Origin of the sequence: Bacillus sp. TH13, assembly GCF_016651175.1 — a bacterium.
Classification (GTDB): domain Bacteria; phylum Bacillota; class Bacilli; order Bacillales; family Bacillaceae_G; genus Bacillus_A; species Bacillus_A thuringiensis_S.
The window spans coordinates 1,123,069-1,141,054 of sequence record NZ_JAEKEJ010000025.1; the positions used below are offsets into that span (position 1 = coordinate 1,123,069).

A 17,986-nucleotide genomic window follows, 5' to 3' on the forward strand; every position below is an offset into this window, starting at 1 on the left:
TGGATTATAGTATATACTACTTTTCCTTATCATCGTCTTTCATTTTGTTAAACTAAAATTAATGTACTACATTCGAGAGAAAGATGCAAGATGCCAGAAAATATATAAGCGATTTTTGTAATATATCGACTTACCGACATCTGTCGACGATTGTGCAATAAAAAAATTGCCGGAATGAATCCGGCAATTTTCTAATTACTTACGTAACTCCGCACCAAATTTCTCTTCTACCGTTGTTAATACACGGTTATGCGCTTCTGTTACTTCTTCATCTGTTAACGTACGTTCTGCATCGAAGTAAGTCATAGAGAATGCAAGTGATTTCTTGCCTTCTTCCATTTTTTCACCTTCGTATAAGTCGAATAGTGTTACGTCTTTCAAAAGTTCTCCGCCAGCTTCAGCAATGACTTGCTTCATTTCACCAGCTTTTGTTTCTTTTGTTACTACAACAGCCATGTCACGTGTCATAGATGGGAAACGCGGAATTGCTGAGTAGTAAGTTTCTTCAGCGTCTGCACCGAATATTTTTACAAGAGATAGTTCAAATACGAATGTATTTTTCACATCTAATTGTTTTTCTGCTTCTGGGTGCAATTGACCGATGAAACCAATTACTTCGCCATCTAATACGATGTCAGCTGTACGGCCTGGGTGCATACCTTCACGTTTTGCTGGTGCATATGTGATTTGGTTTGAAACGCCAAGTACGTCGAATAGTCCTTCTAGTACACCTTTCACAACGAAGAAGTCTACTACTTTCTTCTCACCTTGCCATGCATGGTGAAGAGCAAGACCTGTCATAACACCTGCAAGGTGTTGTTCTTCTTTCGGAAGTTCTCCTGCTTCTGTTGGTAAGAAGATAGAACCTACTTCGTATAAAGCAACGCTGTCGTTTTTACGAGCAACATTGTATGAAACTGCTTCTAGCAATTGTGGCACTAAGCTTAAACGAAGTTGGCTACGCTCTTCACTCATTGGAAGTGCAAGACCTACAGGAGCCTTTTCGTTTGGCTCAATCATGTATTGTTTCGCTTTGTCAGCGCTCGTTAATGAATACGTGATTGCTTCATATAAACCAGCACCCTCTAAGAAGCGACGTACTTTACGACGTTTCGTTTGTGCTAATGTTAATTTACCACGAGTCATCGTTCCAGAAGGTAATGTAACTGGAATGTGGTCATAACCGTATAGACGGCCCACTTCTTCTACTAAGTCTTCTGAAATTGTAATATCAGGACGACGTGCTGGTACATTTACATGGAATGTTCCTTCTACTTCTGTGAATGGGAATTTCAAGTTCGCGAACATTGTACCCATTTCACTCGCAGAAATATTTGTACCTAATACACGGTTTACTTTTTCAGCAGTAACAGATACTGTACGCTCTTGTACTTGTAAGTTATCAGCTTCTACTACACCTTCAAGTGCTTCACCGCCAGCATATTTCGCCATTAAGGCAGCTGCGTGTTGAATTGCTTCAAATGTACGTGTTGGGTCGATCCCTTTTTCGAAACGTGCACTTGATTCACTACGAAGACCTAAGTCTTTTGATGTACGACGTACTGTTTGACCTGCAAAGTATGCAGACTCAATTAGAACGTTTACTGTCTCATTTGTAACTTCAGAATCCGCCCCGCCCATTACACCAGCAACAGCTAAAGCTTTCGTGCCGTTTGTAATTACAAGATGGTGGCTTTGTAATGTACGCTCTTGATCATCTAACGTTTCAATTTTTTCGCCTTCTTTTGCAAGACGAACAACGATTTCTTTTGAACCTAATTTATCGTAATCGAATGCATGTAACGGTTGACCGTATTCCATTAAAATGTAGTTTGTAATATCAACTACGTTGCTAATTGGACGAATGCCAGCTGCCATAAGACGAGTTTGCATCCACATTGGTGATGGACCAATCTTTACGTTTTTAACCATTTTTGCAATGTATAACGGGTTTTCTTCTTTCGCTTCTACACTTACAGAAATATAATCAGAAGTTTTTTCTGCTGTTTCTTGTAAGTCGATAGCTGGAAGTTTTACTTCGCGGCCATAAATAGCAGCTACTTCATATGCAACACCTAACATGTTTAGGCAATCTGCACGGTTTGGTGTTAAGCCAAGCTCAAGTACTTCATCGTGTAAGTTTAAAATTTCAAGTGCATCTGCACCAACTTCAGCGTCACTTGGGAAGATGAAGATACCATCTGCGTATTCTTTTGAAACTAACTTTCCATCAATACCAAGCTCTTGAAGAGCACAAACCATACCGTGAGAAGCTTCACCGCGTAGTTTTGCTTTTTTGATTTTGAAGTTACCAGGAAGTACAGCTCCAACTTTTGCAACTGGTACTTTTAAACCTTTTGCAATGTTAGCAGCTCCACAAATAATTTGAACTGGCTCTTCTTCACCGATATCGATTAAGCATTTGCTTAATTTATCAGCTTCTGGGTGTTTTTCACATTCTAATACGTGACCAACTACAACACCTTTTACACCTTTATTTAATACTTCAACGCCTTCTACTTCAATACCACTTTTCGTGATTTTGTCTGCTAGTTCTTGTGCTGTTACATCTTTAATATCTACATACTCTTGTAACCAACGATATGATACGAACATATTTATCCTCTCCTTCCCTTACGCTCGTTTGAATTGTTGTAAGAAACGTACATCATTTGTATAGAAATGACGAATGTCATCTACTCCGTATTTCAACATTGCGATACGCTCTGCGCCCATACCGAATGCGAAACCTTGATATTCTTTTGAATCATAACCAGCCATTTCAAGTACGTTCGGATGAACCATACCTGCGCCTAGAATTTCAATCCAGCCAGTTCCTTTACAAGTGCCGCAACCTTTGCCATGACACATCATACAAGAAATATCCATCTCTACAGATGGCTCTGTGAATGGGAAGAAACTTGGACGAAGACGGATTTCACGATCTTCACCGAACATCTTTTTCACGAATACTTGCAGTGTACCTTTTAAGTCACTCATACGAATGTTTTTATCAATTACAAGGCCTTCAATTTGCATGAACTGATGTGAATGCGTCGCATCATCATCATCGCGGCGATACACTTTACCAGGACAAATAATTTTGATTGGGCCTTTTTCTTTATTATTTTCCATCGTACGTGCTTGCACAGAAGATGTATGTGTACGTAGTAACGTTTCTTCTGTAATGTAGAATGTATCTTGCATGTCACGTGCTGGGTGATCTTTCGGTAAGTTTAGTGCTTCGAAGTTGTAGTAGTCTTTTTCTACTTCTGTTCCTTCAGCTACTTCATAACCCATACCGATGAATACATCTTCAATTTGTTCAACAACAGCTGTTAACGGATGGTGACAACCTGTTTCAACAGGACGACCTGGTAATGTAACATCAATTGTTTCCGTAGCTAATTTCGCTTCAATTACTGCTTTTTCTAAGTTGCTAATTTTGTCTTCTAGACGCGTTTGAATCGCTTCACGTACTTCATTCACTAATGCTCCCATACGTGGACGCTCTTCTGCTGATAATTTTCCCATGCCGCGTAATACTTCTGTAATTGGACCTTTTTTTCCTAAATACGCTACGCGTACGTCGTTTAAGCCCTTTAGCTCTTTCGCTTCTTCAATAAGCTCTAACGCTTTTTGCTTTAGCTCTTTTAAACGTGCTTCCATTTTGGAACCCTCCTAATTTTAAAAATAAAAAAACCTCGCTCCCAAAAAGGGACGAGGTAAATTCGCGGTACCACCCTAAATTGACAGAACAAGTCTGCCCACTCATTAGTTATAACGATCAATTCTGACCGGAACGCCTTTACATATACATGGTCCTGGCGTCAACTCCAGAGGTGAATTCACTTCCGTCTACCATAAGAATGCTTTCAGTCTACGGCATTCTCTCCCTATATGGCGATTTTGTAAGCTACTCTTCTCTATCAACGTTTTTCGTTATTTAACTTTTAATATAATGTACTTCAACTTATTATAAGAAGTTTTTTATTTGTTCGCAACTGGGCTTTGTAAATAATACGTTAAAATCCCTGCTGCAACCGCAACATTTAATGATTCTGCCCCGCCGTAAATCGGAATATACAAGTTTTGATCCGTTTTTGCAAGAATTTCTTGGCGTACGCCATTTCCTTCATTTCCAACAATTAATGCAAAACTTCCGGCCGGAGTTACTTCACCATACGGAACTCCATTTTCAAGAGCTGTTCCATATACAGGAACGTTATTTTCTTTTAACTTGTCTACCCATTCTTCTAAGTTCCCTTTTACAATTGGCAAGTGGAAAATAGAACCTTGTGTAGAGCGGAGTACTTTACTATTGTAAACATCAACACAACCTTCTCCAAGCACAACGGCATGAATACCAGCTGCATCAGCTGTACGAATAATTGTCCCTAAATTACCTGGGTCTTGCAGGCCATCTAATAAAAGGAATTTCCCATCAGTAAGAGCTACTTCTTTCTCATGCTTCTCACAAACAGCAAATACACCTTGCGTCGTTTCTGTTTCACGAAGTATTTTTACAATAGCCTCAGGCACGATATACATTTCCACATCATTAACTGTCCAATCTCTCGGAAGGTCTGTCTGATCTGAAACGATAAGTTCTGTTACAATTCCTGCCTTCAAAGCTTCTTCGACTAAGTGGAATCCTTCTACAAAAAATAAACCTTTTTTATCGCGTTCTTTTTTCGTTTGCAGCTTTTTCCACTGCTTTACACGCGGATTTTGTATTGAATCAATGTTTTTCATAATATGTATTTCCCTCTCTTCTTGTCTTATCATTATAGCCTATTTTTCATACATATTTACATAAAAAAGAACAAAAACTAACGTCAGTTTCAATTCTGAAGAAGAGGTGAAAACAATGAGTTTTAATTTACGCGGTGCCGTATTAGCGAATGTATCTGGAAATTCACAAGATCAATTACAAGAAACAATTGTCGATGCAATTCAAAGCGGTGAAGAAAAAATGCTTCCAGGTCTTGGCGTTTTATTCGAAGTCATTTGGAAAAATGCTGATGAAAATGAAAAACATGAAATGTTAGAAACACTTGAGCAAGGATTAAAAAAATAAGCAATTTAAAAATCACCTTCGCATAAGCCAAGGTGATTTTTTTCACGAAAAATTTTTTCTTCTCCTAAACATTTCTACTTTACTAACGAACTATGATGGAGTACAATGTTCAAAATACATTTAAACCAATCGTTTTTTCTTCGTATACATCATTAGATAAAAGGAGTGAATGTTTTATGCACCGTATTACGCTTGAACAAATTTTTAAACACCATATTACACAAAAATACGTAAATCGTTCTGGAATGGTTCACGCGATCGCTGTCGCTTACCATGCGTTTCACCTAGCCAAAAAGCATCACGCCTCAGTCGATGCTGCCACAAAAGCTGGCTTCCTTCATGATATCGGACATCATACGTGGTACACAGGTGGCGAATGGGACTATGACTTATATAAAAAGAATGATATCCATGCAATTAAAGGTGCAGAAAGAGCACATAAATTGCTTATTAGATTGGGAGAGCATCCAAAACTAGCAAAAGAAATTTCTATCGCGATTCTTCTGCATACAGATTCTTTCTTAGTGGAACAAGAAATTGAAAGAACATCTCTTCAAAGCATTATTAAATGGGCAGACGAAGCAGATGAAGAACCAGGCGGAGCGCACCATTACCGAACTATCTCTTATGAAAAAGCACTGAAAGCTATTCAGCAATTAGATCGATTGGTAGAGCGTGAATTGCAAATAGAGCAAGCAAAATTGAATAACAAGGCAGAACATAGTTATCAATGAGAAAGAGGCATCACTACAGGGTGATACCTCTTTTATTATTTTACGAAAAATACACCTTTGAATGTAATATTTAAATGTTACATTCAAAAACAGATTACTTTATAATTAAATATACAAATATAAAGAGGTGATTTCACAAATGCAATCCGCTACACAACTTTCTGATGAACAGAAACACTCTATGTCATGGGGACAATTTATTAGCTCCGTTTTATTCGCTTTTTTCGGAACTGGACTCATTACCTTGTTCCTAGCAATAATGCCCTTAACAATTTATACGGCTGGTCTTACAAATAAAAAGCAAATTGCCCTGTATGAATCTATTGCAAACACCGCAAGTATAGGGTTACAACTAGCCATGTTGTTATTCTTTATTTTTAAATTCAAACCTGCGAAAAGATTATTACTGAACTCTTTTAACTTTAAAGCACTGAAAGAATGGCGCACATACGTATATTTACTTCTTTTCTTCGCTATAAACATCATACTCAACTACTTCTTATTAAATTATGTATTCCAAGACGCAACAAAGCAGCAATCTTCCGCACTAAACTTAGACGTTTTTAAGCAATATCAAATACTATTACTTCTGGGATTTGCAATACTCACACCAATTTTTGAAGAACTTATTTTCCGTGGTTTTATACTTCACTTCTTCTCTGAACGCTTTCCATTTTGGATTGCAGCAGTCTTAACAAGTTTCTTCTTTGGTATCGCTCATACATACTCACTTGGAGTAATGGTAATTACTTTCTTCATGGGATTATTAATGGCTATTTTATGTAAGAAAACAAAATCCATTCTTCCAGCTATGTTATTTCATATTATAAATAATACGTTGGCATTCTTCAGTTAAAAAGAGGTATCATCACGATACCTCTTTTTACTCTTTTATCACAACTTCAAACTCTTCTTCGATTAGCACTTTTTGATAATCCGTATCATTACTACCCATTTCTATCAATTTATACATATTTATTAATAATATCCAAAATGAACCTGATGTAGTAAAATATAACTCATTACATAAAAGGAGATTATATATGTTTAGCTTCCTTTGGATTGTTTATATGCCAATTCTTGTCTTATGCGGATTTTTCGGTGGTATTTTTTTAATTATTACTAGTATTAAACATCGTAAATTATTTGTTGGTTTAATGGGGGGTACTTAGCTTTTCCTTTGTAACGCTACCTTTTGTTTTTTGGAGCATGGGGGTGAATAGCGAGACAATCCTCCCTATTTCAACTACTTTATACTGGATATTGTTTTCTTTAACTGGATTATCGGCAGGATTAAGTGGATTACAAGTAAAAATTAAAAGTATACGCAACATAGGATTTATTATTTTTATTACGGGACTACTGGGGGTTATTTTCTGGGTACTCGTGTCTGTAGGTGATTCATTCTATATATAATATTTTTTAGAAACCTACAAATCGGAGGTAATACAGCAGTGGTCGGAATATTAACTTGGATGATTTTAGCTCTTACTTTGATGGTATGGGAATTTATCGTTGGTATTTTTTTAATTATTGCTGGCATGAAACATCGTAAATTACTTACTATTATAGCTGGTTTAATTAGCATATCTCTTATCGTTGTTCCTATCATTTGTATAGGTTCTGGAATACATTTAGAGGGGATGGTTCCAATTTCAGGAACTTTATATTGGAGTTTTTTCTCTTTAGCCGGACTATTAGCTATTATAAGCGGCAGACAAATATCAAGTATTCTTGCTATGGGAACGATTTTGTTTATAACAGGGCTGTGCTCCGTAACTGGTTATCATTTTTTTATATTTAACTCTTTAAAAAGACAAAAAAGCAGGGAAATTAATTCCCTGCTTTTTTATTTGGTTTATTGCCTGATTGTAAGAAGAACGATAACACCCAAGCAATACCTGCTAGTATCGTTGCAATTAAGAAGGCATCGTTAATACCGTTAATTGCAGATAGCTTTGAAATTTGTCCATATAATAGTTGTGTGCTCATCGCATCTCCTGCTTGAGCCGATCCGGCAATCGCTGCTAAACTTTGCCCCATACCGTGTACTTTATCAACTAAAATTGGGTTTGATGTTGTTAACATGTTGCCGTAATCTGCTACGTGAGCAGTTGTTTGTTGCGTCATAAGTGTGATTAAAATTGCTGTTCCGATTGAACCAGCTACTTGTCTTGACGTATTTTGCGTTGCTGTACCGTGAGAAATTAATTTCATCGGCAGTGCGTTCATACCAGCTGTCATAATTGGCATCATAATGAATGACATACCAATTGAACGTATAATATAATCCATCATAATAACGCTATATGGCGTATCCATTGATAACTTCGTAAATTCATATGTCGCGAACGTTGTAATAGCTAACCCAACAATCGCTAACGGACGAATACCGTATTTATCAAATAGTTTCCCTGCAATAGGTCCCATAATACCCATAATTAATGATCCTGGGAGTAATAATAAACCTGATTCGATTGGCGTAAAGCCGCGAATGTTTTGCAGATATACCGGAAGTAATAACATACCTCCAAATAACGCCATCGTTACAATTGCATTAATTAGTAAAGTGAAAGTAAATACTGGATATTTAAATACTTGTAAATCAAGCATTTTATTGTCTGTTGTTAACTCTCTCCAAATAAATAACGCTAAACCAATGACACCAATGATAAGTGAAATAACAACTTCTGCACTAGTCCAACTATTATTTCCAGCCTCACTAAATCCGTACAGTAAGCTACCTAGTCCAATACTCGAACTAATTACACCAAATACATCTAATTTTGTTTTAGACACTGGTTGAGCGAGTGTAAAGAATTTTAAAGATAGGAACGTAATAATTAAACCAATAATAAACATCGCATAGAACATTAAGTTCCAGCTATAGTTTTCAATAACCCAGCCTGTTACAGTTGGCCCAATAGCTGGCGCTAAAATCATTGCAACACCTAGTAATCCCATCGCTGCCCCACGCTTATGAGGCGGGAACAACGTCATAAAGATGTTCATGCCAACTGGCATTAAAATACCTGCACCGACCGCTTGAATTACGCGGCCCGTCATCATCATTGTAAAGTTTCCTGATGTAGCGCAAATGATAGATCCTACTGTGAAGAATAACATTGCCGCTACAAATAATTTACGATACGTAAATCGTGAAACTAAAAAGGCACTAATCGGCACTAAAATACCATTTACAAGCATAAACCCTGTAATTAACCATTGCGCCGTTGAAGTTGATACGTTAAATTCATTCATTAACGGAGGCAATGCAACGTTAATGATTGTTTGGTTCAAAATAGAAACGAACATGCCGAGAATTAATACTGTTACAACTGCTTTTACATTTACATTCTCTATAGGCATAGACGTTTGTTTTTTCGGCATTTCTTTTTCTTGTTTTACTTCTTCTTGCTTGCCTGTTTCTAATTCAACTACATTAGAAATTTCGGCTTCTTGCTTTTGTTCACTTTCTTTCTCTACTGCTTCTAGCTTACTTACTTCTATTTTACTTACGGCTGGGACTTGTTCTTCTCCCACGTTCGTTTTTTTCTTTCGTAAAAGACGATTTACAAGGAAGAAGACGATTATACAAAATAGTGCATATCCTACAATTGCAATTGAGGACATCTCATCTCCCCCTTACTTATGAATACGAACTGACACATTCATTCCAGGAACAATATTTACTGATTTGCTATGATCTAATGAAATTTTAACTGGCACTACTTGTGTTACTTTCGTATAGTTCGCTGTTGCATTACTTGATGGTAACATCGAGAATGTATTTGCTGTTGTTAAACCAACCTGTTCTACTTTCCCAGTTAACGTTGTATCTGGGTATGCATCTACATACACGTCTACGTCTTGACCTTTCTGAACATCATCAACATCTGTTTCTTCAATGTTTGCTGTTACCCATAAATTGTTCATATCAAATGCGTAAGCAATCGGGCTACCTGCTCCAACGAAAGCATTTGTTGTTGCGTTTGATTGTACAACCGTTGCATTTTGTGGAATTGTTACATCTACTGTTTGTTCTCCATTAGCTGCTGTTACAGTAACAGCTCCTAATTTATCATTCTCATTGTAATTTTTTCCAACTTCAGCTTTCCAGTCAGTTAGTTTCCCTGCTACTGGTGAAGCAACCGGAATTACCTTTCCATCGATCTTTGCATTGTCTGTTTTTAAGTAATTTTCCGTTTGGTTGTAATAGTAATAACCGCCAATACCGCCGCCAACTAGTACAATTAATGTGATAATGTTGATAATTACCATTCTTCGAAACTGATTCATTGCATTCCTCTCCTTATATCGCATATAATTTTTTTCTAAACTATTTATGTCCTTATTGTTTAGATTGTTTAATTGTTAATTATATTAACCTTTTAACAAAAAAATCACACCATCTGCAGCGTAAATCGAAACTTATCTGCCTGCGAGCGGTGCTGATTTCTGAAGGACTATCGTTTATAATTATAAATAATTATTTTGAATCTACAACCGACAATTTACGTATGAAATGTTGCTTAAACAACAATATAATACCAATATGTTGTTTAAGTATAGAAAATTAAACGAGGAGAAGTAAAATGTCTATTAAAAATACAAATGATCCACGTGTAAAGCGAACGAGACAACTCATTCAGGATGCTTTTGTCGCTTTAGTAGGCGAAAAAGGCTTTGAAAATGTAACTGTGCAACATATCGCAGAACGCGCTCCTGTAAATCGCGCTACATTTTATAGCCATTACCATGATAAATATGACCTATTAGACAAAAGTATTGAAGAAATGTTAGAGAAGCTAGCAGAAGTAATTAAACCGAAAAATAGAAATAAAGAAGATTTTCAACTTACATTCGATTCACCTCATCCTACATTTCTGGCTTTATTCGAACATATCGCAGAAAATGTAAACTTTTATAACGTTATGCTTGGGGATAAAGCTACCGGAAACTACTCTTATAAAATGATGAAAACAATACAAGTGCATTTAACATTAAGCTTGTCTATTTCACAACCAGATGACGAAGATCTTATGGTTCCTCGTGATATTTTGATTAGTTATGTGACAGGGGCTCACATCGGAATGATTATGTCATGGTTAAAAAGAGGAATGATATATACCCCGCATTTTATGGCGATGCAATTAACTCGTTTAATTATTTTAGGTGCTCATACTGCAGCAGGATTAGAACGACCTTTTTAAAACATAAAAAAGCGAAGGAAAATCCCCTTCGCTTTTTCTATTAATTAAATGTAATGTTATGTACAGCATCCTTATCAAGACGTTTAATAACTTCTACAATTAACTTTACTGCATTTTCATAATCATCACGGTGTAACATCGCTGCATGTGAATGGATATAGCGCGTTGCAATTGTAATTGCCATAGAAGGAATACCGTTTACAGCAATGTGAATCGCACCCGCATCAGTTCCCCCGCCCGCTACTGAATCATATTGGTACGGGATTTGTAATTCGTCAGCAACATCAACTACGAAATCACGTAAACCTGTATGTCCAATAACAGAAGCATCATATAAAATGATTTGTGGTCCATCGCCCATTTTACTTTGCGCTTCTTTTGACGTTACACCCGGTGTATCTCCAGCGATACCAACATCTACTGCGAACGCGATATCTGGTTTAATATAATTCGCAGATGTTTTTGCACCACGAAGACCAACTTCTTCTTGTACAGTTCCAACGCCGTATACAACGTTTGGATGCTTTTCATCTTTTAATTGTTTTAATACGTCAATTGCAATCGCACAACCGATTCGGTTATCCCATGCTTTTGCAAGTAACATTTTTTCATTCTTCATCACTTGGAATTCAAAGTAAGGTACAACTTGATCTCCTGGTCGTACGCCCCACTCCATTGCTTCTTCTTGGCTAGAAGCACCGATATCGATGAACATGTCTTTAATTTCAACTGGCTTTTTACGTGCTTCTGGAGGTAAGATGTGCGGTGGTTTTGAACCAATTACACCTGTTACATCTCCTTTACGCGTTACAATCGTCACGCGCTGTGCAAGCATAACTTGTGACCACCAGCCTCCCACCGTTTGGAAGCGTAGGAAACCTTTGTCATCAATTTGCGTAATCATAAAGCCAACTTCATCTAAATGACCTGCAACCATAATTTTCGGGCCGTTTTCTTCCCCTACTTTTTTCGCAACTAAACTTCCTAAATTATCAGTAGAAAGCTCGTCTGCAAATGGCTCGATATATTTCTTCATTACTTCGCGTGGTTCACGCTCGTTACCGGCAATACCACGTGCATCTGTTAATTCTTTTAGCATTGTCAATGTCGCGTCTAATTTTGTCATTGCCAACACCCTCCTTTTTCTTCAGTCAATTCATTATACAATAATTAAATTGAAATATTCAAAAATTAAATTAGTATCCTTGTGTTTGACGCTGATGATTTACTTCATTTTTATCTAAATACGCTTTTTCAATCTCTTCTTGCTCAAATTCAAGTGCTTGTCCAAGTCGAAGATAGCTCGTAAATAATTCAATATAGTTTGTAATAGATGGTTGATCTGTAAAACGAATTACTTTCGCGTATGTGTCTAAGAAAATTTCCACTTGTGTTTTATTCGTTTGTGCACATTTATAGAATAGGAAGTTTTTATCAATACCTAAATCAATTCCGATTGATAAAATAAAATGCAAACCATCTACGTATTCTTCTAATATTACTTCACGTTCCGAAGCTGGTTTGTTGCTCCAATATTTAAAACAACGTGTTTCATTTGCAAGTTCTCCAATTTCTACAAGAAGAGCTAACATTTTTTCTTTTAACAATTTTTTCGGTTGTAAGTCATGTTCTTTTGCAATACGGTCATCTAATTCTTTTTGTAATTTAAATAGTTGTAGTAAGTCCATTCTATTGTCCTCCTCCAACATCGCATTTTACGCAACAATGTTGTTCCATCTCAAAGTTCATTATTATGTTTCAGTTCTTATGAATAAGTCAGCTATCTACCTCTTTATAAAATAGCTTGTCCTTAATTTACAAATACGTTTCAGTCATCGCTCTTAAATTGTTCATCTGATGAAAGTTCCATATCATCTTTCCATTATAGCAGTGTCGTTTCGGCTAGGAAAGATACTCTTCTTTCCAAAAGAGCAGAATTGAAACAAGCCAGGAGGATTATCCTGACTTCACATATATATTCTTCTATACCGCTATAGTTTTTATATTAATTTTGTCATATCGATAACGACACATCCGTTAATCTTTAGAACTTCAAACTTCTCTCTGAATACAAACAAAAAACCTTAGAAGAAAATTCTTCTAAGGTTTCAACTAATTAATTAGTTAATGTTGTTTTTTGCAACTGTTGCTAATTCAGCGAAAGCTTTTTCGTCATGAACAGCTAAGTCAGCAAGCATCTTGCGGTTAACTTCGATGCCAGCATTTTTAAGACCGTGCATTAAGCGGCTGTAAGAAAGACCATTCATACGAGCTGCTGCGTTGATACGTGTAATCCATAATTTACGGAAGTCACGTTTCTTTTGACGGCGGTCACGGAATGCATACATTAGAGATTTCATAACCTGTTGGTTAGCAACCTTGAATAATGTATTTTTTGAACCGTAGTAACCTTTTGCTAATTTTATAACTTTTTTACGACGTTGACGAGTAACTGTACCACCTTTTACTCTTGGCATAATATTACCTCCTAATTGTTCTATATATCAGCCGAACTTATTTTAAGTTGTCAAGCATTTGACGAATGCGTTTGAAGTCACCAGCGCTTACTACACCAGCTTTACGTAGTTTACGTTTAGCTTTTGTAGATTTGTTAGCGAATAAATGGCTTGTGTAAGCGTGAGAACGTTTCAGTTTACCTGATCCAGTCTTTTTGAAACGCTTTGCAGCGCCGCGATGAGTTTTTTGTTTAGGCATAGGTATTTCCTCCTCTATCTATTACTTATCGTTTTTCGGTGCTAAAACTAAGAACATACTGCGTCCTTCCATTTTAGGCTTAGATTCAACTGTACTAACTTCAGCACAAGCTTCTGAGAAGCGATCTAAAACACGTTGACCGATTTCTTTATGAGTAATGGCACGTCCTTTAAAGCGAATTGACGCTTTAACCTTGTCGCCTTTCTCTAAAAACTTGATAGCATTACGAAGTTTTGTGTTAAAGTCGTGTTCATCAATTGTTGGACTTAAACGAACTTCTTTCATGCTAATTACTTTTTGATTTTTGCGCTGCTCTTTTTCTTTCTTCTGTTGCTCAAAGCGGAATTTACCGTAGTCCATAATGCGGCATACTGGCGGTTTCGCATTTGGAGCAACTAATACTAAATCAAGATTAAGATTTGCAGCTAAGTCTAAAGCGTCATTACGAGACTTGATTCCAAGTTGATCGCCATTTGCGCCAACTAAACGTACTTCACGTGCACGAATTTGCTCGTTAATCATCATATCCTTGCTAATAGTAAGCCACCTCCAAGGTTTTCTCAGAACATATTTTGTAGTCATAGAACCCGACAAAAAAAGTGCGGGCATACGACACCCACACTTGTAAAATCTTAAGTAAGAAATACATTTACCTGCTAACTGCGAATGCGTCCATCAGGTGAGAAGCGGGTGCTTCTACTTGTTCCACAAAACAATATTCTATTATCCTTGATGAGTTTATCATAGGACATGACGTCTGTCAAGAAGACGCGATGTGTTTTACTAACAACAAGAAATATTGTAACAAACAACTAACATACTTGCAATACTTTTTTATGATAAGTGTTACATGGTTATTTTTTCTAATTCCCCTCAAGTATATTACATAAAAAAGCCGCGGTATACCGCGGCTTTTTCTTATCGTTTTCCTTCTACTTTAATCATGTCAACAAAAGCATCTAATGCGATTGTTTCTGATTTTTGTTCACCATATTTACGTACGTTTACGCCGTTTTCAGTTACTTCATTGTCACCTACTACAAGCATGTACGGAATTTTTTGCATTTGTGCTTCACGGATTTTGTAACCGATCTTCTCTTCACGAGTGTCTAATTCAACACGGATACCAGCACGACGCAATTCGTCTTGTACTTTCTTCGCATAGTCTAAATGTACTTGCGGAGAAACTGGAATTACTTGTACTTGAACTGGAGCTAACCAAGTTGGGAATGCACCTTTGTATTCTTCAATTAAGAAGGCTACGAAGCGTTCCATAGTTGATACAACACCACGGTGAATTACAACTGGACGATGTTGCTTACCGTCTTCACCAACATAAGTTAATTCAAAGCGTTCTGGAAGTAAGAAGTCTAATTGTACAGTTGAAAGTGTTTCGTCTTTTCCAAGAGCAGTACGAACTTGAACATCAAGTTTTGGACCGTAGAATGCCGCTTCACCTTCAGCTTCATAGTAATCAAGACCCATTTCATCCATAGCTTCTTTTAACATACCTTGTGCTTTTTCCCACATCTCATCATCCGCATAATACTTTTTAGTATCTGCTGGGTCGCGATAAGATAGACGGAATGAGTAGTTCTCTAAACCGAAATCTTTGTATACTTCTAGAGTTAAGTTTACAACACGTTTTAACTCTTCTTTAATTTGATCTGGACGAACGAAAATGTGCGCATCGTTTAAAGTCATTCCGCGTACACGTTGTAATCCAGATAACGCACCTGACATTTCATAACGATGCATTGTTCCAAGTTCCGCAATACGGATTGGTAATTCACGGTAGCTGTGAATATCATTTTTATAAACCATCATATGGTGAGGACAGTTCATTGGACGAAGAACTAATTCTTCATTATCCATTTCCATTGATGGGAACATGCCATCACGGTAGTGGTTCCAGTGACCAGAAGTTTCATATAACTCTCTGCTTCCTAATACTGGAGTGTATACGTGATCATAACCTAAGCTTGCTTCTTTATCAACGATGTAACGCTCGATAATACGACGAATTGTTGCACCTTTTGGTAACCAAAGTGGTAAACCTTGTCCTACTTTTTGGCTATTAGTAAATAGTTTTAATTCTTTACCTAATTTACGGTGATCGCGCTCTTTCGCTTCTTCAAGCATACGTAAATGCTCATCTAATTCTGCTTTCTTAACGAATGCAGTACCGTAAATACGTTGTAACATTTTATTATTGCTATCGCCGCGCCAGTAAGCACCTGCAACGCTTAATAATTTAAACACTTTAATTTTCCCTGTAGATGGAAGGTGAACACCACGGCAAAGGTCGAAGAATTCGCCTTGCTCATAGATTGAAATAACTGCATCTTCTGGAAGGTCGTTAATTAAATCTAATTTTAACTCATCGCCAATTTCTTCAAAGCGACGAAGTGCTTCTGCACGTGGTACTTCATGACGAACGATTTCTAAGTTCTCGTTCACGATTTTTTGCATTTCTTTTTCGATTTTCTTGAAGTCTTCAACTGTAATTGCTTCTTCCATATCGATATCGTAATAGAAGCCATTTTCAATTACTGGGCCAATGCCAAGCTCAAGCTTAACATCTTTATATAAACGTTTTAACGCTTGTGCTAAAAGGTGGGCTGTTGAATGGCGTAAAATATATAAGCCATCTTCAGAATCTAATGTAATAATAGAAACTGCACCATCTTCTTCGATTGGTGTAACAAGATCGATCATCTCATCGTTTAATTTTCCAGCTACAGCTTTTTTCTTTAAGCCTGGGCTAATAGAAGCTGCGATTTCTTCAGTTGTTACGCCTTTTGGAAACTCCTTCACAGCTCCATCAGGGAAAGTAATTTTAACTACATCTGCCATCACTGGTCACTCCTCTTTTTCTCAAAATAAAAAACACTCATCCCATAAAAAGGGACGAGTGTTGAATTCGTGGTTCCACCCTTGTTCCAATTAACATGATCGTTAATTGCTCAAGTTCAACATAACGGTGTTGTCCGTTAGCAATTACTAAAAGAATCGTTCACTGCTAAAGTTTAGAGGTGGTAAGTAATAATCCCGTACTAGGAAGCTCACACCCTAAGGCTTCCCTCTCTGAAAATCGTAGAAAACTACTCATGTCCTCATCATGACATTTCGATATATTTCATTTATGTAGGTAATTATATGCTCAAAAACTTAGAAAATCAAGGGCGTTACCTTTATTTTTTAAATTTTTCACATTGCGCTCAAAATCATGTAATCCATGTAATTGGACCCGTTCTTGAAACACATTTCGCAAAGTAATAATCATATTATGGTCTTGTTCTTTCGTATATAAATAAATCTTTTTGGGCGAAATAGAAAGAAGCGGCGCAATTACTTTCGTATCAATATATACATCATTTTGCTTTAATAATTCCTCATCTATATATTGGACCAACTTCTCCTGTTTTAAACGTCTACCTTTATCATCATAAAAGATAAAGCTTTCATCAAAAATAAGATGCACGCAGGACAAGCGTGATTTACGGCTACTCACTTGTTGCCGAAGCGTTTCAATGAACATTTGGTATTCTTGCTCCATCTTATACTCATCAATTGCCACTTCCGCAAGTTTAGCCACCATTTCCCTATATGTACGAAGACGAAAACGGATATATGATGAAAACGAGAATGAGAGCGGATCACAAAGCCAATTATTTAAAGAAGACTTAATATATGACTCAAATGCGTTACGCGTTAAATCCTGAGCTACACCTTTTCTTCTTCCCTTTAAAATCTCATGTGCCATGTGCAATATTTGATGACATTCTTCTTGTTCTTCATAAAAAAACTTTTCTTTTAAGATCGTATAAATCCACTCATTTTGTTTCACATTCACAATGAAATACACCATTACTGGCAATAAGATTTTTTCAATATAATTCGATTCACGTACTGGTATGTGAATCACCACTTTTTGCTCCTGTAAATACACACTCGTTTCCTTATATAACACTTCCGCTCTTTTCAGCAATTGTCTATATACGTGCATAGCATCATTTTTTTCTTCGAAGCAAATTTCAATCACTTTTGTCCCCCCTTTTATCCCTGCTCTAAAGGACTGTATCTATACGTTACAAATCCTATAAGAGTCCGTCCCGTGGAAGTTCACTCTTAGTAGAATTACATTTCCTATCGTTAGAAAATCCACTCAATATGGCTTGCTAATTTTATATATATTAAGGGAGAGAGAAAAAAATGATACAAGCTACTATGAATTTTTTATT

The 17,986-nt window shown here is 36.7% G+C and carries 16 protein-coding genes, 2 pseudogenes and 4 other annotated features (1 of these 22 cut by a window edge); of the genes and pseudogenes, 6 read left to right on the plus strand and 12 right to left on the minus strand.

Annotation, left to right across the window (positions count from 1 at the left end; genetic code table 11):
• Nucleotides 1-42 (minus strand) — a binding site (T-box leader) (it extends 210 nt beyond the left edge of the window).
• Nucleotides 43-195: 153 nt separating this feature from the next.
• The 3 genes from pheT to JFU02_RS14070 form a co-directional block, all read right to left on the minus strand.
• Nucleotides 196-2,616, minus strand: a complete 2,421-nt coding sequence (pheT, locus tag JFU02_RS14060) for a phenylalanine--tRNA ligase subunit beta (protein ID WP_086405853.1) — start codon at nucleotides 2,614-2,616, stop codon at nucleotides 196-198.
• Between the two features lie 18 nt (nucleotides 2,617-2,634).
• Entirely contained in the window at nucleotides 2,635-3,669 is a 1,035-nt protein-coding gene (gene pheS / locus JFU02_RS14065; RefSeq protein ID WP_000388222.1) for a phenylalanine--tRNA ligase subunit alpha, read from the minus strand.
• Nucleotides 3,670-3,713: 44 nt separating this feature from the next.
• Nucleotides 3,714-3,942, minus strand: a binding site (T-box leader).
• A gap of 48 nt (nucleotides 3,943-3,990) precedes the next feature.
• Entirely contained in the window at nucleotides 3,991-4,788 is a 798-nt protein-coding gene (locus tag JFU02_RS14070; protein WP_141551101.1) for a TrmH family RNA methyltransferase, read from the minus strand.
• Between the two features lie 82 nt (nucleotides 4,789-4,870).
• Between JFU02_RS14070 and sspI the strand changes: the two genes are divergently transcribed.
• The 5 genes and pseudogenes from sspI to JFU02_RS14095 all read left to right on the plus strand — a co-directional run bounded on the left by sspI (nucleotide 4,871) and on the right by JFU02_RS14095 (nucleotide 7,626).
• The gene (gene sspI, locus JFU02_RS14075; protein ID WP_000009509.1) at nucleotides 4,871-5,080 is read left to right on the plus strand and encodes a small acid-soluble spore protein SspI; all 210 of its coding nucleotides are present in this window, start codon (nucleotides 4,871-4,873) and stop codon (nucleotides 5,078-5,080) included.
• A 176-nt stretch (nucleotides 5,081-5,256) separates the two neighbouring features.
• A complete protein-coding gene (locus tag JFU02_RS14080) occupies nucleotides 5,257-5,814 on the plus strand; it encodes an HD domain-containing protein (protein ID WP_000554790.1) in 558 nt (185 codons plus the stop codon).
• Nucleotides 5,815-5,953: 139 nt separating this feature from the next.
• A complete protein-coding gene (locus JFU02_RS14085) occupies nucleotides 5,954-6,670 on the plus strand; it encodes a CPBP family intramembrane glutamic endopeptidase (RefSeq protein WP_001190240.1) in 717 nt (238 codons plus the stop codon).
• Between the two features lie 187 nt (nucleotides 6,671-6,857).
• Nucleotides 6,858-7,230 (plus strand): annotated as a pseudogene (locus JFU02_RS14090) (DNA-binding protein).
• Between the two features lie 38 nt (nucleotides 7,231-7,268).
• A pseudogene (locus tag JFU02_RS14095) lies at nucleotides 7,269-7,626 on the plus strand (ammonia permease).
• Between the two features lie 21 nt (nucleotides 7,627-7,647).
• Here JFU02_RS14095 and JFU02_RS14100 read toward each other — a convergent pair.
• Both JFU02_RS14100 and JFU02_RS14105 read right to left on the minus strand, forming a co-directional pair.
• A complete protein-coding gene (locus JFU02_RS14100; RefSeq protein ID WP_000094779.1) occupies nucleotides 7,648-9,447 on the minus strand; it encodes a DHA2 family efflux MFS transporter permease subunit in 1,800 nt (599 codons plus the stop codon).
• A gap of 12 nt (nucleotides 9,448-9,459) precedes the next feature.
• Entirely contained in the window at nucleotides 9,460-10,113 is a 654-nt protein-coding gene (locus tag JFU02_RS14105) for an HlyD family secretion protein (RefSeq protein WP_001071418.1), read from the minus strand.
• Between the two features lie 296 nt (nucleotides 10,114-10,409).
• On the opposite strand from JFU02_RS14105, the gene JFU02_RS14110 reads away from it, so the two are divergent.
• The gene (locus tag JFU02_RS14110; RefSeq protein WP_086405850.1) at nucleotides 10,410-11,027 is read left to right on the plus strand and encodes a TetR/AcrR family transcriptional regulator; all 618 of its coding nucleotides are present in this window, start codon (nucleotides 10,410-10,412) and stop codon (nucleotides 11,025-11,027) included.
• A gap of 40 nt (nucleotides 11,028-11,067) precedes the next feature.
• On the opposite strand, the gene JFU02_RS14115 is transcribed toward JFU02_RS14110, so the two are convergent.
• The 7 genes from JFU02_RS14115 to ytxC all read right to left on the minus strand — a co-directional run bounded on the left by JFU02_RS14115 (nucleotide 11,068) and on the right by ytxC (nucleotide 17,787).
• The gene (locus JFU02_RS14115; RefSeq protein ID WP_000163554.1) at nucleotides 11,068-12,153 is read right to left on the minus strand and encodes a M42 family metallopeptidase; all 1,086 of its coding nucleotides are present in this window, start codon (nucleotides 12,151-12,153) and stop codon (nucleotides 11,068-11,070) included.
• Nucleotides 12,154-12,223: 70 nt separating this feature from the next.
• Complete coding sequence (locus JFU02_RS14120) at nucleotides 12,224-12,715, minus strand: dUTP diphosphatase (RefSeq protein WP_000365050.1); 492 nt, start codon at nucleotides 12,713-12,715, stop codon at nucleotides 12,224-12,226.
• A gap of 432 nt (nucleotides 12,716-13,147) precedes the next feature.
• Nucleotides 13,148-13,504, minus strand: a complete 357-nt coding sequence (gene rplT / locus JFU02_RS14125; protein ID WP_001138362.1) for a 50S ribosomal protein L20 — start codon at nucleotides 13,502-13,504, stop codon at nucleotides 13,148-13,150.
• 37 nt (nucleotides 13,505-13,541) lie between these two features.
• Nucleotides 13,542-13,742: a 50S ribosomal protein L35 gene (gene rpmI, locus JFU02_RS14130; RefSeq protein WP_001125945.1), complete on the minus strand. Its 201-nt coding sequence runs from the start codon at nucleotides 13,740-13,742 to the stop codon at nucleotides 13,542-13,544.
• 21 nt (nucleotides 13,743-13,763) lie between these two features.
• Complete coding sequence (gene infC / locus JFU02_RS14135) at nucleotides 13,764-14,267, minus strand: translation initiation factor IF-3 (protein ID WP_000973215.1); 504 nt, start codon at nucleotides 14,265-14,267, stop codon at nucleotides 13,764-13,766.
• A gap of 62 nt (nucleotides 14,268-14,329) precedes the next feature.
• Nucleotides 14,330-14,450, minus strand: a sequence feature (ribosomal protein L20 leader region).
• A 210-nt stretch (nucleotides 14,451-14,660) separates the two neighbouring features.
• Nucleotides 14,661-16,598: a threonine--tRNA ligase gene (thrS, locus tag JFU02_RS14140; protein WP_000786077.1), complete on the minus strand. Its 1,938-nt coding sequence runs from the start codon at nucleotides 16,596-16,598 to the stop codon at nucleotides 14,661-14,663.
• A 47-nt stretch (nucleotides 16,599-16,645) separates the two neighbouring features.
• Nucleotides 16,646-16,874 (minus strand) — a binding site (T-box leader).
• Nucleotides 16,875-16,905: 31 nt separating this feature from the next.
• The gene (gene ytxC / locus JFU02_RS14145) at nucleotides 16,906-17,787 is read right to left on the minus strand and encodes a putative sporulation protein YtxC (RefSeq protein WP_000569629.1); all 882 of its coding nucleotides are present in this window, start codon (nucleotides 17,785-17,787) and stop codon (nucleotides 16,906-16,908) included.
• Between the last annotated feature and the right edge of the window lie 199 nt (nucleotides 17,788-17,986).